Annotated in this window: 14 protein-coding genes; 9 read left to right on the forward strand and 5 right to left on the reverse strand. The window is 63.5% G+C overall.

Annotated features, from left to right (window positions below):
• Positions 1–157 precede the first annotated feature (157 nt).
• From H7687_RS03155 to H7687_RS03165, 3 genes are read left to right on the forward strand one after another with little or no spacing between them, the layout of a single operon-like run.
• A complete protein-coding gene (locus tag H7687_RS03155; RefSeq protein ID WP_183345020.1) occupies positions 158–331 on the forward strand; it encodes a DUF4177 domain-containing protein in 174 nt (57 codons plus the stop codon).
• Entirely contained in the window at positions 332–3,010 is a 2,679-nt protein-coding gene (gene polA / locus H7687_RS03160; protein ID WP_183345022.1) for a DNA polymerase I, read from the forward strand.
• Between the two features lie 46 nt (positions 3,011–3,056).
• Positions 3,057–4,046 (forward strand): PilZ-like domain-containing protein, encoded by a 990-nt coding sequence (locus H7687_RS03165; protein ID WP_183345023.1) that lies wholly within the window; start codon positions 3,057–3,059, stop codon positions 4,044–4,046.
• On the opposite strand, the gene H7687_RS03170 is transcribed toward H7687_RS03165, so the two are convergent.
• Both H7687_RS03170 and H7687_RS03175 read right to left on the reverse strand, forming a co-directional pair.
• Positions 4,030–4,881 (reverse strand): HDOD domain-containing protein, encoded by an 852-nt coding sequence (locus tag H7687_RS03170; RefSeq protein ID WP_183345025.1) that lies wholly within the window; start codon positions 4,879–4,881, stop codon positions 4,030–4,032. The genes H7687_RS03165 and H7687_RS03170 overlap by 17 nt on opposite strands.
• A gap of 1 nt (position 4,882) precedes the next feature.
• The gene (locus H7687_RS03175; protein ID WP_183345027.1) at positions 4,883–6,799 is read right to left on the reverse strand and encodes a GspE/PulE family protein; all 1,917 of its coding nucleotides are present in this window, start codon (positions 6,797–6,799) and stop codon (positions 4,883–4,885) included.
• A gap of 244 nt (positions 6,800–7,043) precedes the next feature.
• On the opposite strand from H7687_RS03175, the gene H7687_RS03180 reads away from it, so the two are divergent.
• Positions 7,044–7,790, forward strand: a complete 747-nt coding sequence (locus H7687_RS03180; RefSeq protein WP_183345029.1) for a Smr/MutS family protein — start codon at positions 7,044–7,046, stop codon at positions 7,788–7,790.
• Between the two features lie 151 nt (positions 7,791–7,941).
• On the opposite strand, the gene H7687_RS03185 is transcribed toward H7687_RS03180, so the two are convergent.
• Positions 7,942–9,576 carry an RCC1 domain-containing protein gene (locus H7687_RS03185; protein ID WP_183345031.1) on the reverse strand — a complete coding sequence of 545 codons (1,635 nt, stop codon included), beginning with the start codon at positions 9,574–9,576 and terminating at the stop codon, positions 7,942–7,944.
• Between the two features lie 151 nt (positions 9,577–9,727).
• Between H7687_RS03185 and H7687_RS03190 the strand changes: the two genes are divergently transcribed.
• Both H7687_RS03190 and H7687_RS03195 read left to right on the forward strand, forming a co-directional pair.
• The gene (locus H7687_RS03190) at positions 9,728–10,636 is read left to right on the forward strand and encodes an ROK family protein (RefSeq protein WP_183345033.1); all 909 of its coding nucleotides are present in this window, start codon (positions 9,728–9,730) and stop codon (positions 10,634–10,636) included.
• 74 nt (positions 10,637–10,710) lie between these two features.
• Positions 10,711–11,103, forward strand: coding sequence for an FKBP-type peptidyl-prolyl cis-trans isomerase (locus tag H7687_RS03195; RefSeq protein WP_183345035.1), 393 nt, complete (start codon positions 10,711–10,713; stop codon positions 11,101–11,103).
• A 245-nt stretch (positions 11,104–11,348) separates the two neighbouring features.
• Here H7687_RS03195 and H7687_RS03200 read toward each other — a convergent pair whose 3' ends face one another.
• Positions 11,349–12,509, reverse strand: a complete 1,161-nt coding sequence (locus H7687_RS03200) for a T6SS phospholipase effector Tle1-like catalytic domain-containing protein (protein ID WP_183345037.1) — start codon at positions 12,507–12,509, stop codon at positions 11,349–11,351.
• Positions 12,510–12,640: 131 nt separating this feature from the next.
• Positions 12,641–12,937 carry an MTH1187 family thiamine-binding protein gene (locus tag H7687_RS03205; RefSeq protein ID WP_183345039.1) on the reverse strand — a complete coding sequence of 99 codons (297 nt, stop codon included), beginning with the start codon at positions 12,935–12,937 and terminating at the stop codon, positions 12,641–12,643.
• Positions 12,938–13,148: 211 nt separating this feature from the next.
• On the opposite strand from H7687_RS03205, the gene H7687_RS03210 reads away from it, so the two are divergent.
• The 3 genes from H7687_RS03210 (at position 13,149) to H7687_RS03220 (ending at position 15,346) form a co-directional block, all read left to right on the forward strand.
• Positions 13,149–14,081 (forward strand): NAD(P)H-binding protein, encoded by a 933-nt coding sequence (locus H7687_RS03210; protein ID WP_183345041.1) that lies wholly within the window; start codon positions 13,149–13,151, stop codon positions 14,079–14,081.
• 134 nt (positions 14,082–14,215) lie between these two features.
• Entirely contained in the window at positions 14,216–14,608 is a 393-nt protein-coding gene (locus H7687_RS03215; protein ID WP_183345043.1) for a response regulator, read from the forward strand.
• A gap of 18 nt (positions 14,609–14,626) precedes the next feature.
• Positions 14,627–15,346: a PilZ domain-containing protein gene (locus H7687_RS03220; protein WP_183345045.1), complete on the forward strand. Its 720-nt coding sequence runs from the start codon at positions 14,627–14,629 to the stop codon at positions 15,344–15,346.
• Positions 15,347–15,352 lie beyond the last annotated feature (6 nt).

Consider the following 15,352-nt stretch of genomic DNA (forward strand, 5'->3'; position numbering starts at 1 on the left):
ACGCCGATGCCTAACTGCCTGAACTTGCTGGACCTCCTTTTTTGATTTTTGAGAATCATAGCAGTTTGGATCTTTTTTGCAACAGAACATTTCGCCTTGATGCATAAGGGTTTATCAGATAATATGGCCGGGAAAATCCCAGTCGTGAGGAGTATTTATGCTGCAGTACAAGGTCGTCGAGCTGAGCCATGTTTCCGAGGACACCATCGAGGAGGCGCTCAACGAATGGACCCGGAAGGGATGGAAATTCGACGCCATGCAGTTCGCCATGCGTGACGCCAGCAAGCGCCCGGCCATGGCCTTCGTGGTCTTCACCAAAGAGGAGAACTAGGTGACGGCCGAAAGAGAAACACTGTACCTGCTGGACGGCTCTTCCTATATCTACCGCGCCTATTTCGCCATCCGCCACTTGAGCTCCCCCAACGGTTTTCCCACCAACGCGCTCTACGGCTTCACCCAGATGCTCTTGAAGGTCATGAAGGACCGGGCGCCGGCGCACGTGGCCGTGGTGTTCGACGCCGGCAAGATCACCTTCCGAAACGAGCTCTTCCCCGCCTACAAGGCGACCCGGAGCGCCATGCCAGAGGATCTGGCCCAGCAGATCGAGCCGATCAAGCAGATGGTGCGCGCCTTCAACATCCCGGCGCTGGAGCTGCCCGGCTGGGAGGCGGACGACATCATCGGGACCATCGCCAAGAAGGCGGAAGCGGCGGGTCTCGACTGCGTGGTGGTCACCGGCGACAAGGACCTGATGCAGATCGTCACCGAGCACGTGACGCTTCTGGACACCATGAAGGACAAGAGCTTCGGCATACCGGACGTGATCGAGAAGTTCGGGGTGGAACCGGCGCGGGTGGTCGACGTGCTGGCGCTTTGGGGGGATACCTCCGACAACATCCCGGGGGTCCCGGGCGTCGGGGAGGTCACCGCGAAGAAGCTCATGCAGGAGTTCGGCACGCTGGACGAACTGCTGGCGCGGGCCTCCGAGGTGAAGGGGAAGACCGGGGAGCGGCTGGTGGAGTTCGCCGACCAGGCCCGCCTGTGCCGCACCCTGGCCACCATCGACTGCGCCGTCCCCATCGACTACAACATCGACGACTTCGCGGTCACCCCTCCCGACAACCGCCGGCTGGCCGCGCTGTTCCGCGAGTACGGTTTCGCCACGCTCTTGAAGGATCTGACCAGTTCGCCCACCCTTTCCTGCGACCGCTACTCGCTGGTGCTGACCGAGGCCGAACTGCGCGAACTGGTGGCGAAGCTGGAAAAGGCGCCCGCCTTCGCCATCGACCTGGAGACCACCAGCCTGAACCCGTTCGAGGCCGCCGTGGTCGGCTACGCGGTGAGCTGCCACTCCCACGAGGCCTACTACATCCCGGTCGGGCACCGCTACCTGGGCGCCCCGGAACAGCTTTCTGAAAAACTGGTGCTGGAGCTTCTGGGACCGCTCCTTGCCGACCCGAACCGCAAGAAGATCGGCCAGAACCTGAAGTACGACTACCAGGTGCTGCAGCTGGCCGGCGTCGCATTCGCCGGCATCTGGTGCGACACCATGCTGGCCGCCTACCTGGTCAACCCGTCGCGCAACAGCCAGGGGCTGGACGCCCTGGCGCTGGAGTACCTGGACCACCGCATGATCTCGTACGCGGAGGTGGCCGGCACCGGCAAGTGCGAACTGAACTTCTCCGAGGTGGACCTGGACCGCGCCGGCCCGTACTCCTGCGAGGACGCCGACGCCACCTTCCTGCTGCACGAGATCCTGCTCCCGAAGGTGCGTGAGCAGGGGATGGAGGAGCTCCTCTTCGACATCGAGATGCCGCTCATGGAGATCCTGGCGGACATGGAGCTGTGCGGTGTGAAGCTGGACCTGGAGCTCATGAAGGAGCTGTCCGCCGGGTTCGGCAAACAGCTCATCGAGCTGGAGGCGAAGATCCACGACCACTGCGGCGGCCCCTTCAATATCAACTCCCCCAAGCAGCTGGGTGAGATGCTCTTCGAGCGCATGGGGCTCGCGGTCGGCAAAAAGACCAAAGGAAAGACCGGCTGGTCCACCAACGTCGAGGAACTGGAGCGGCTGGCCGAGCAGCACGAGGTGGCCCGGCTGCTCTTGCAGTACCGCAGCATCTCCAAGCTGAAATCGACCTACACCGATGCGCTGCCGAAGCTCGTGGACCCGAGGACCGGGCGCGTGCACACCTCCTACAACCAGGCGGTCACCAACACCGGCAGGCTCTCCTCGTCCGACCCGAACCTGCAGAACATCCCGGTGCGCGGGGCGGAGGGGCGCGACATCAGGCGCGCCTTCGTGGCCGAGCCCGGGAGCCTGATCCTTTCCGCGGACTACTCGCAGATCGAGTTGCGGGTGCTGGCGCACCTCTCCGGGGACCGGGTGCTCAGCGAGGCCTTCGCCTCCGGTGAGGACGTGCACCGCCGCACGGCGGCCGAGGTGTTCGGCATGTTCCCGGAACTGGTCACCCCCGAGATGCGGCGCCAGGCCAAGGTGATCAACTTCGGCGTCATCTACGGCCAGGGGGCCTTCTCGTTGGCCAAGGAGCTCGGGGTCACCGCCAAGCAGGCCAAGGCCTTCATCGACAGCTACTTCGAGCGCCATGCCGGCGCCAGGAGCTTCCTGGACAGCTGCATCTCCGAGGCCGAGACCTGCGGCTTCGTCACCACCATCCTGGGGAGAAGGCTGCAGATCCCGGAGATCGCCAGCAAGAACGGCAACATACGGGCCTTCGCCCAGAGAAACGCCACCAATTACCCGATCCAGGGCTCCGCGGCCGACATCATCAAGGCGGCCATGATCAAGGTCTGCCGCCGCATGCGCGAGGAGCGGGTGGCCAGCCGCCTGATCATGCAGGTGCACGACGAACTGGTGTTCGAGGTGCCGGAAAACGAGCGGGAGCTCATGGAGGAACTGGTGCGCAGCGAGATGGAGGGGGCGCTGCCGCTGTCGGTGCCGCTCAAGGTCGACCTCAACTTCGGTCAAAACTGGGCCGAGGCGCACTAAGGTTTCGGCGCCAACGGCCGAAGAGGGTTGGCAGGACGGAGGTGTTATGGCAGAGGAGCTGGAACAATACGCGCGGTATTTCCGGGAAGGGACCCGGGTCCGCGTGGGGATACCGCTGGAGGGTGGCGGCTGGTTCCCCGAATGGGGGGCGGTGGCCACGCTGGACGACGACCTGCTGCTGGTCGATCTCTCCCGTGACCAGCTCCCGGAGGAGACCAGGCTCGAGACCGGCCAGACCCTCAACGTGGGGCTCCCCGAGCAGGAGCAGGCGCTCACCTGCCGCGCGGTACTGGTGCAGGTGGACGGCGTGGAGCACCGCCTGGCGCTGCGGCTCATCGAGGAGGTCTACCCATTCGAGCCCAGGGAGTACTACCGCCAGGACGTCTACCTCCCCCTGGACTACCGGTTGCCCCTGTCCCAGATCGAGGCGGATGTGCGGCTGCGCTGGCTGCAACGGCGCCGGGAGATGGAGTTCGCGGCCCAGACCCCGGAACCGGGTGAACCGGAGGAACTGGAGGACAGCAGGGAGGAAATCCGGGCCAGGCTGGAAAAGCGCAAGGACACCCCGCCGGTGGCGGCCAACATCTCCGGCGGCGGGCTGCGCATCAACATCAGCCAGAAGCTGATCGTGGGGCAGTTGATCGAACTGAGCATCTACATCCCCAACGTCCAGCACCTGGTGGAAATAGTGGGGGAGGTGGTCGAGGTACGGGATCTCCCGGGCCAGGCCCGCTTCAGCACCGCGGTCAGGTACCGCATGATCGACGAGGCCGACCGCGACCGCCTGATCGGCTACATCTCCGCGCAGCAACTGCTGCAGCTATCCCAGCAGACCCCGCGGGTGCTGCCGTCGCCGGAGCCGAGGCTGTCGACCTTCGCCTGGCGCCTGCAGATCGCCCTGGCCTTCATCCTCCTGGTCGCCTTCATCGGCTGCCAGGTGAAGGCCATCCGGCAGGCCAAGGACCGCGGTGAAAAGTGGGAGGTACAGCGTATCTTCGACGAGGGATTCGTAGAGTTTCTCAAGAGGCAGCGGTGACCATCTCCATGGCGTCCTCGATCATGATCTCCAGTTCGGCGAGCATGATCTCCTTGATCCCCATGCTTTGCGCCTCGAAGGTAGCCGCCAGCATCAGGTTCGGCTCCGGCGCCCCTCCAAGCCCCAGTTTCCGGCAGGCGTGATCCACCAGCCGCACCAGGCTCAGCAGCACGTCGCCGGTGTCGGTAAGTTCCTTGTGGTGGTCGCGCACGATGGTGCAATACATCTCCGGCAGGTTCCATTTCTGCATCAGCTGGTATCCGGATTCCGTGTGCATCGCCGCCATGATCTCGGCGGTGAGCTCGCGCGACACCCCTTTGCGCTCCGTGTCGGCGTTGACGATCCCCTCCAGCACCTTGAGTATCAACAGACTGCCGATGTCGTGCAGGAGCCCGGCGATGAACCCTTCCTGCGCAAGCTGCTTGTAGCCGTTTTTCTCGCACAGCCAGCGGGTGCCGATGGCGCAGCCGATGGCGTGCTTCCAAAGGACCTGCGACTGGCTCTTCAGTTCGGGATGGGTGAAGCTGTTGTAGCTGTTTTGCTGGGAGGCGAGCATGGCCACGCTGGCGATCTCGCGCGCCCCCAGCCGCACCACCGCGTCGGTGATGGTGGTCACCTTGGCCAGGCCGCTGAAAAAGGCGGAGTTGGCGAGCCTCAGGATCTGGCTGGTCAGTGCCTGGTCCTTGATGATCAGCGCCACCACCTGGTCGATGGTGAAATCCTTGCCCGACAGGATCGCCTGCAGCTTCACGGCGACCGGGTGGAACACCGGGAGGTTGAGCGTTTCCGATTCCAGGTGCTCCTTGACGACGTCGACGAAGGGCTTGCTTTGCATGTCATTCCCCCAGAAGGCGCCTGATCTCGGCGATCGGGCGCGGCTTGCCGATCCTGGGCAGCAGCCGCACCGTGTCGTGCAGCGAAACCTCGCCCCGTGCCGCCTTGCACAGTCCCGACTCCAGGAGGGTCACCATGCCGGTGCTCTCGGTGGAGATCTTCCGGATCTCGTAGGACGTCTTCTTGCTCAGGATGGCGTCCTTCACCAGTTCGTTCAGGATCAGCATCTCGAAGACCCCCACCCGCCCCCGGTAGCCGCTGTAGCGGCACTTGCCGCACCCCCGCCCGGTCCGGAACTCCGCCCCCCTCAGGTCGACGTTGCTGTAGCCGATCCTCCTGAGCTCGGTGGGGTTGGGGAGGTAGGGCTCGGCGCACTCCGGGCAGACCCGGCGCAACAGGCGCTGCGCCAGCACGCAGACCACGGTCGAGGCGATGAGAAACGCCTCGATGTCCATGTTCATCAGGCGCAACAGGCCGCCGACGCTGTCCTCGGTGTGGAAGGTGGTGAGCACCTTGTGCCCGGTCAGGGCGGCCTGGATCGCGGTCTCGGCAGAGAAGCTGTCCCTGATCTCGCCCAGGACGATGATGTCCGGGTCCTGGCGCACGATGTGGCGCAGGGTCTCGTCGAAGGTCACCCCGATCTTCTGGTTGATGGAACACTGGGCGATCCCCTCGATCACGTACTCGACCGGTTCCTCGGCGGTGACGATGCTGGTGGAGAGTTCGTTCAGGTGCTGCACGCAGCTGTACAGGGTGGAGGTCTTGCCGCTGCCGGTGGGGCCGGTGACGATGAGGACACCGCTGGGCGTGTCGAGCGCGTCGTCGATGAAGCGCTCCAGCATGCGCGCGGGCATGCCGATCTCTTTCAGGTCCAGCAGCTCACCCTTCATGCTCAAAAGGCGCAGCACGATCTTTTCGCCGTAGATGGTGATGTAGAAGGAGACCCGCATGTCCAGCGTAGCGCCGGTCTTGGGGCTCTCGTAGCAGATCCGGCCGTCCTGGTGCCTCCTTCGCTCGGCGATGTCCGCCTCGGCCATCACCTTGATCCTGCTGCTGACCGGCAGCGCCAGCTCCTTGGCCAGGTCCTTGTAGAGCACCAGCATGCCGTCCCGGCGGAAGCGGACCCGGAGCACGCTGCGCATCGGCTCGATGTGGATGTCGCTGGCCCCCTCCTTGAGCGCCTCCTCGAAGATGGAGTTGACGATGCCGGTGACGGTGTGCTCGTCGGTCGCGGTGCCGTCGCCCTGGATCATCCCCCGCTTGAGCAGGGTGAAGGCATCGCGGATCGCCTTCATGGTGCAGATGGCAAAGACGGTGTTGCCCTGCCCGAAGAGCTTCTCCGCGGTCCTTCTCCCCTCCAGGTTCAGGGGGTCGGCTATCGCCACCAGCACCTGCCCGTTCTCCTCCCGGACCGGGACGAAGTTGTGCTGCGCCAGCCAGTGCTGCGGCACCTTGGCCAGGAGCGAACGGTCGATGTCGGCCGCTTGCAGGTCGATGAAGGGGTAGCCCAGTTGGAAGGCGAGCACCTCAGCCAGCGTGTACTCCTCGATGAAGCGCTGCTCCACGAGGATCTCCCCGAGCATCTTGGTGTTGTCCCCGTCGCGCTGGATGCCGAGGGCCGCCTGCAGCTCGGCCGGCTTCAGGTAGCCGAGCTCCACCAAAAGGGCGCCCAGCTTCACCGAAACCATGTTGTTGCGCAGGGTCTCGCGCAACTGCTCCCGGCTGAAGAAGCCCAGCTCCAGCAGCACCGCGATCAGCGTCCTCGGCGTCGCCAGCTTGGTCTTCACACGCTGGGCGTAGGCCAGCTGCGTCTCCGCCAGGTAGCCGGACTTCACCAGCAGCGAGGCTATTTCCAGGCCGGAGTCGTCCATCCCGTCTTTACGGGCCGTCTGGTTCGGGTAGTTGCCGTAGCTTTCCATGCACCGTCCCCCGCGTGCGCCAGGATCGCAGTACCTGCCGCTGGCCGACACTGATCGTTGACATGCACCCCAAAACCTTGGTAGTATACCATGCCGATTGGAGTAGGCTAATTTATCTCCTCTCTCGATATCGTACACCCTCCCCCTTTGATACACGCAAAAACAGCAGCTTATGCTGGCGCGCATCTGTCACTCCGCAGTAATGGCCCGCAGGCAGAGCAGAAACATAGGAAAGGGCCCACCCATGAAAAAGAAGGACAAAGAGAAACAGCAGCCCAAACAGAAAGAGTTCAGTGCCTCCCCCTTCAAGGCGCTCAAGGGTGCCGCCCTCAACCTGCAGGGTGCGCCGTCGGCCCCGGCTCCCCCCAAGAAGAAGGAGGATAAGCCCGCCAACGCGGCACAGGAGCTCTCCGACGAGATGCTGTTCTTCGAGGCGGTGGCCGGCATCAAGCGCATCTCGGGGACCACGCCGCCGGCGCAGGTAAAGGCGCAGCAGACCGCGAAGGCCCGCCGCGACGAGGAGGACCAGGAAGTTTTCCTGAAGGCCCTGGAAGCCCTGCGGCTCGACGTCCGGTTTTCGGACCAGGTCCAGGAAGAGGAGGCCGCCCCGCGCCCGGCGGCGGTGAACCGGTTGCGCCAGGTGCGCCGGGGCGGGATCAGGATCGACCTGCAGCTCGACCTGCACGGGCTGACCCGCGACGAGGCGCTGGAAAACCTGGAGCGCTTCGTGAAGGCGGCCTACAACCGCGGTCAGAAAGGGGTGCTGGTGATCACCGGGAAGGGGAACAATTCTCCGGGGGAGCCGGTGCTGAAGGTCGCCGTCGCCAACTGGCTCCGGGAGCACGGCAAGGGGATGGTCGCGGAATTCGTGCAGGCCCCCAGCGACATGGGAGGCAGCGGCGCTTTCGTGGTGTTCTTCAAGGAGAAGAAGGCGGAGCCGGCGGAGGCGGATAACGCGGGTGAAGCGGGTGAAGCGGGGGGCAAGGCGTAGGGGCCACCCCTGCGTCAACCGGCACTGCAGCCTTGGCCCGCTCGGACATGGCGGCCGGAGGGGCTGGAATAAGTCCTTGTGCCCTTTGGCGAAAAAAACACCCCGCATGGCAGCAGCCAGCGGGGTGTTGTTACTGCTTGTAGCGCAGCAGTCACCTGAGTCGCAAGCCGCTGACCGGCCCAGGCGTCGCCCGGTTCGTGGTAGTGCCGTCGCCCAATGCCCCGCTGAAATTGTTGCCCCATGCCCAGATGGTGCCGTCCGATTCCAGTGCCAGGACATAATCAAGACCTACCGATATACCGGTTATTCCTGCCAGGGAGCTTACCTGTGTGGCCGTTTCGTCTTCCCCCCAGTTCCACACGGTCCCGTCCGCTTTCAAGGCCACCATCGGTTTGATCGGGTAACTGAGCCCCCTCGAAATAGAGTCCGAAATGGCGGTCACTCCCGAAATGGTCGTGACCTCCGCAACGGTAGTCCCCAAACTCCAGACGGTGCCGTCTGACTTTACGGCATACTGCCCGCCACTTGGTCCCATGGCTCCAGCCCCAAGCTCCATCAATGAACTGATGCCGGAAAGGGCGGTGACCTGCTCCGGAGTCGCCGCAAAGTTCAAGGTCCAGACAGTGCCATCCGTCTTGAGGGCGTAGTAGGCGGATATGGATTTGACCCCGGTGAGCCCCGCGATTTGTGCTGGTGCTGTCCCGGAGGTTATCGGATACGAATCCCGCCCCCACCACCAGACCGTGCCGTCGCTTTTCAACGCGACCCCGTGGCTGTGGCCTCCGGCGATGGCAATCACCTGAGACAGACCCGGCAACTGTTGCGGAATAGGGAGGGTCGGTACTGTCATGGTCGTCTGATCAAAATGACGTTGGTCCCGCCCCCAAATCCAGACGGTCCCGTCATTTTTCAACGCGATGGGGGTGTTGTCGCCGGTCCTTATATCGACGATATTGCTCAAGCCGTGCACCTGTACCGGCGTGGTTCGGGAGGTGGTGGTCCCGTCGCCAAGCTGACCTTCGTTGTTGTTGCCCCAGGCCCACACGGTGCCGTCTGTCTTCAACGCCATTGAAGCGTTGTAGCCGGCAGCTACCTTGGGCGTGGTGGTAAAGTTGTCGGTGTCCCTGCTTGAAGGCACCGGGACATTTGCGTCGGCAACAGTACCGCCGAAGGCGCCGGAAGACGTTATCGTGGAGAGGTAGATGGTTGCACCGGTGGCGGTGTTGGTTATGGTTATCGATGCGCCGTCGCCGGCGACGGTGACGGTAATGGCGTCGAAGAGCCGATCCAGGGCGTTCCCTATCGAATAGGCCGAATGCAGCGGGTCGAAGGCGGCCGGCACGTGGTAGGTGGTCAACATGATGCCGAACCTTGCCTTTAGTTGCGCAACGGCGCCGGCAAGGTTTCCCCTGATGGCAACGTGAGAGGTTTCGGCGGCGGCCCCGCCACATGCAGAGCGGACCACCAGGTCGGAGAAGGGGTTGACGTTGGCGGTGCCCACGTCGTCGGCAAAGGAGTAAAGGAATCGACCCGCGCCGGCATCCACCTTTACCACGTAGGGTGCGGTCATCCCGTGAACGTTGATGCTGAATCTTCCTGTTGCCGAGGTCGTTGCTGATTTAACGCCCCCCCGGGAGTCGATGACTGTCACCGCAGCATTGCCGAGCGCCTTGCCTGTCGCGGCGACACCTCGCACCGCAGGCGGCGTAGGCGAACCACCACCTCCACAGCCTGCAAGCCAGACAACGAGGATCAATGAAAGCATGATTCTCTGTAACTGTCCCATAATGGACCTCCCAAGCAATAGTAGGCCGCTGTCAGTGGCAGCTGGTCTCGATAAAACAGTATCGTCAGTGAACAGCCGACTCTTGAACGCTTGATTAACTGTTACGAATTCTCTTATGCTGGTGGGACTTCATCCAGTGACAGGAGCAGCAATGGTTGCAGCAGAGATATATCGTATCGGCATCGACCTCGGCGGGACCAAGACGGAAGGGGTGCTGCTCGACCCGTTCGACAAGGTGCTGGTACGGGAGCGCCGGTCCACGCCGCTGGCCGAGGGATACCAGGCCATCCTGGAGTCGGTGGCGCAGCTGGTGCGCGATCTCGCGGCGCGACTGCCACAACAGGCTCCCTATACGCTGGGCGTGGGTATTCCGGGCTCGGTGGATGCGGTCACCGGTCTGGTGCGCAACGCCAACTCGGTCTGCCTCATCGGACGTCCGTTCCAGGCGGACCTGGAGCGGCTTTTGGGGCGAAGGGTGGGGGTGCGCAACGACGCCGACTGCTTCACCCTGGCCGAGTGCCGCAAGGGCGCGGGTGTCGGGCACCAGGTGGTGTTCGGTGTCATCATGGGGACCGGCTGCGGCGGCGGGATCTGCTTCGACGGCGTGGTGCGCGAGGGGCCGCACCGTATCAGCGGCGAGTGGGGGCACGTTGCCATCGATCCCGCCGGGGCGCCCTGCTACTGCGGCAACCGCGGCTGCATCGAGACCAAGATCAGCGGATCCGGAGTGGAGGCCGCCTACTTGGCCCGCAACGGCGTCAGCCTCACCATGGAGGAGATCGTGGCCGGAGCCCGCGGGGGCGAGGAGCGGGCACTGCTGGCCTTCAACACCTTCCTCGACGATTTCGGCCGCAGCCTGGGCGGCCTCATCTCCATCCTCGACCCGGATGCCGTGGTCCTGGGGGGAGGGCTTTCCAACATCGATGAGCTGTACCACGCCGGGGTGGAGCGGGTGCGCCACTACGCCTTCCACAACGACCTGCGTACGCCGATCCTGAAAAACGGGCTCGGCGACTCCGCCGGTGTCTTCGGCGCGGCCTGGATCGGCATCCCGCCGTAGCTTGATTTGAAATAGCTAATGTCTTTGCTACTATATTCTGGTTTCTGGCCCCAACCCAAACAAGGCGGTGCCCCATGGAAACCGAACCCGGCAAACGGATCAACATCAGGTACAAGTGCAGGCTCGATGACGGCAGGGTTTACCTCGTCGGCGAGCACAACACCCTCGAGTTCGTGGTGGGAGCGGGGCGCGTTCCGCCGGCCCTGGAGCAGGGGCTGATGGGGATGGCCCGCGGCGATCACCGCGTCATCCGCGTGCCTGCCAACGAAGCCAATCTCTTCCCCTTTCCCCTGGGATCCCACTTCGCCTTCTCGACCGATCGCGCCCCCGGCGTCGCCTATGATTTCGGCCCCGGCCTGGGCGGCGACGTCTCCCTCTCCCTGGGCAGGCGCGACTACCGGGAACCCCTCCCCGCCGGCCAGGACGTCTTCTTCGAGATAGAAATGCTCTCGGTGGAGATGCCGTAACCTGCCCCGCAGACGTTGTACTTCCTGAAAAAACAATCCCACCAGTCTCCCTTTCGCAAAGGGGGCGCATGTAGCAGAAGGGACAGGCTCCATTAGGTGCCTGTCCCTTTAGCGGAACGCTTCTTTCTGCTCAGACACCGTTCCCAAGCAATAAGGGGACAGGCACCTGGCGGAGCCAGTCCCCCTCCTTCGGGAAGGGCTCTATGGTGGGAAGCCGATACGCACAACGTCTGCCGGATCAGCCGTCACTGCTGAGGGGCCGGCAGCTCCAGCTTGATGGTGATGTAGCCCTGGTTCTTGGGGGCATATCCGGTGATCTGGCCGCAGATGGAGCTGCAGAACTCGTTGCCGAACTCCGTCACCCCCATCTTCCGGTAATACCGGTCCTTCACAATGCGGTACATGCCGCCCATAAACTCCCGGTAGGAATCGGTCGGCTGTGCTTTTTTGATCCTCTCTTCATTCACCGACTGCAGCGTGTTGAAAGTAAGGCCGCTGCCGCCCAGAAGGCTCTTCCTCTGCATCCATGCCAGCGACGCGTCGGCAAGGGGGTGCTCCGGTACGTCATAGCCACCCCCGACATCGGCGTGGGCGCCCGCGAACCAGACCTGCTCCATGACCTGGTTCACCTTCTGTTGGGGATTCCAGATGGTCACGTCGAAGTTTTCCCGGTGTTCGTCGATGGCGATGGCGTGAAAGGCATTTTCCACGATGGCGCTCAGCTCCTGGTCGTGGAACTTGTAATGTTCGGCGTTGAAGGATTCGAAGACCTTGAAGGGGATGCCGAGAGCGCCGACGGTGTCCCAGACCCCGAGCAGCCTGATCTTCACGTCGGGGTGAGCGAACTGCTCCCGGAAACTCACGGCGAAATCGGTATCGGCGCTGCCGTCGTGGTTGCGGTACAGCTGGTAGGCGTCCATGACGTGGGGGATGTCGTCGGGATGCATCTTCTTGAACTGTTCCAGCGTCGGACGGGGCCAGTCCGGGTATTTCTCGTCCGCGCCGGACTGGACCCGGAGAATCCTGTTCCGGTCAAGGAGGCCGGAGTTCCTGATCAATCCCACCATGCTCCTGGCCGTATAGGCGCCGCGGCTGAAGCCGTAGACGTAGATCTCGTCGCCGGGGTCGTAGTTGTCGATCAGGAACTTGTACCCCTCCCGGATGTTGAGCGACAGCCCGTACCCGAAGGCGCCGCCGCGGATGTGTTGGAACCACTTGGTGCCCACGCCGGAGTCGTACCACTTCAGCGTGCCGGCGGTCAGGTCGCCGCCGGAGTAACCGCGGGCATCGACGCCGGCAATGGAGACGAAGAGCCTCTCGACGTTGGTGTTGGTGTCCTTGCCGTCGCTGCCATCGTCCGGCTTGTTCCAGGTCCCATCAAAGCACACCACCAGTTTCTTCGACATAGGCGCACCTCCTGAAGTAACGGATTGACGAGCTGACGTACCGGGCTGAAAGCGCCGGGACTGTGCAAATATATTGCGCCGTGCGTTCTTTGCAAGCGGGCGGCAGGTGCGGGCCCTGCTGTTGTTCTCCTTTACATCTTCTCTTTCACGCTCCTGATCTTGTCCTCCATGGTCTGTTCCCGGTCGGTGCGGGTGCCCAGTTTTACCGTGGTGGTGATGCGCGGGGCGCCCATGGCGTGGACGGTCTCGTGGCAGCGCTTGATGGCGGCGAAGACTTCGTCCCACTCCCCCTCGATGTTGGTCCCGTAGGAATGCAGCGCGATCTTCAGCCCTGCCTCGTTGAGCACCTTCTCGCAGGCCGCGATGTAGCTGGAAAGGGAAACGCCGACACCCAGCGGGACGATGCACAGATCAACCATGACTCTCATGACGATGCTCCTTCGATAGGGTTAGTTGAGGACCGGTGAGGTGGCTGCGGTCCGAGTAGCAATGATAATGGATGCAGAGCAGGTTTTAAAGCGGCAAACTGTATGCCCCGTACCGGTGCGCCACAGCCTGCCACGGTGTTGACTTTGACTGTACAGGCCCTAAACTGATTCAGTCCCTACCTGTCATAGAACTTTGCCAGCGGAGAAAACCGTGACTGAGACAGAGAACGCAAAAGCGAAGGTACTGATCACCGGCGCCACCGGTTTTATCGGGAGGAGGCTGGTGGACGCCCTGGCGGCGGAAGGGATCCCGGTCCGGTGCCTGGTGCGCAGGCTCGACGTCGCTTTCCCGCCGCAGGTGGAGGTGGCGCAGGGGGACATGTTGCAGCGCAATTCGCTGCTCGCGCCGCTGCGGGGCATCGAGACGGCCTACTACCTGGTGCACGCCATGGGGGGGGAGCGCGCGGGATTCGAGCAGCGCGACCGCCAGGCGGCGGAGAACTTCGTGGCGGCGGCGGAGATGCAGGGGGTGAAGCGGGTCATCTACCTGGGGGGGCTCGGGGAGGAGGGGGACCAGCTCTCCGAACACCTGGCGAGCCGCCTGGAGGTGGCCAGGATACTGATGCGCGGCGCCTTCCAGACCACCTACCTGAGGGCCGCCGTCATCATCGGCGCGGGGGGCGCCTCCTTCGAGATGATCCGTTACCTCGTGGAGCGGCTGCCGGTCATGATCACGCCGCGCTGGGTCTCCACCAGGTGTCAGTTCATCGCGGTACAGGACGTGATTGCCTACCTGGTGGGGTGTCTGAAGGACGCACGCACCGCCGGGCATACCTACGACATCGGCGGGCCGGAACTGCTCTCCTACCGGGACATGATGGAGCGCTTCGCCGAGGTGGAAAAGAAGTTCATCAAGATCATCCCGGTCCCCCTGCTGACCCCGAAGCTATCCTCCTACTGGGTCTGGCTCATCACGCCGGTGAAGCCGTCCATCTCCATGCCGCTCATCGAGGGGCTGGGCAACGAGGTCATCTGCCACGACCAGGAGATCAGGAAGATCCTTCCCATTCCCCTGACCGGATTCGAGGAGGCGGTGCGCCGCGCACTCGAGGAGGAGGCCGGGCCGGGGCAGGGGCTCACATGAAAAAAACAGCCTGAGTCCTCTTCAAGCTTAATTAACAAGTGCCGATAAGCTAACCAGGACCGGCAGCCGTCCCGATCCGGATCCGCATTGATACCGGTCGCTTCGCCACCGCGGCTGGCGGACAGGGGAGAGAGATGAAGTGCTTGATCATCGAGGACAACGAATTTCTGCGTGAGGGGCTCATTATGTTTCTGCAGGGGGTGGCGGACATCGCGACCGCGGTCAACGGCCGGGAAGGGGTGGAGCGCTTCACCTCGGCGTTGCAGCAGGGCGCCCCTTTCGACCTGGTGCTGCTCGACATCGTCATGCCGGAAATGGACGGGCAGCAGGCCCTGAAGCTGATGCGCCGGGCGGAACAGGAACAGGGACCTGCGGGCAAAAAGAGCGTGATCGTCATGACCACCGCCCTCAATTCCCCCGCCAACATGGAAGAGGCGATGTGGGATGGCGACTGCTCCGATTACCTGGTGAAGCCGGTGGCGCGGGCGGACCTGATGGCGATCCTGCAGCGGCACGGCCTGCTCTGAAGCCGGAAGGGACCCGACATGGAACCTAACTTCTATCGGCCTACGGTGCAGAACTCTCTGGAACATGACTCGGCGGAGATACTCTCGGGCTTCAGGGATATCATCAAGAGCGGCGCGGGGACCAGGGTGAAACTGCTGAACTACTACAAGGGGCTGCCGATCAGCTATCCGGCCACCCTGGTGGAGGTGAGCGGGCAGATACTGGAGCTGGACGTGCACCCGCAGCAGGCCGTGGCCCTGGGGCTCTCCGGGCGGACCTGCATCAAGTGCGGCACCTTCAGCCATACCCTGCTGGCCGACGTGAAGGACGCGGACGTGCGGCGCATGATGGCCTCGCTGCACAACTTCAGCTACGTGGACCTGATGGCGGAACAGCGCGCCTCGCTGCGACTGGAACTGGATCCTCCCTGTGAGGCGGAGATAACCGTCGCGGGGCGCACGGTGGCGGCGCAGGCGCTGGATGTGTCCCTCGGGGGATTCTCGGCCTTGAGCGCGCAGCCGAGCCAGCTGGTCAAGGGGGACGAGGTGCTGCTCAAGGTGCTGATGCCCAACCTGCTGCACAACACGGTGAGCCGCCTGGAACTGCCGGCGACCGTGGTGGACGTCGCCTGCGGCGACGGCGGCGATCTCTGCCGCTTTTCCATCAGCTCCGATGCACAGGCGGAGGGGGTGCTGTCCCGTTTCATCTTCCAGCGCCAGGTGGACCTGATCCGGGAACTGAAGGAGATGAGCGGCTAAGGCCCA

This window comes from Geomonas paludis (genome assembly GCF_014193585.1).
GTDB lineage: Bacteria > Desulfobacterota > Desulfuromonadia > Geobacterales > Geobacteraceae > Geomonas > Geomonas paludis.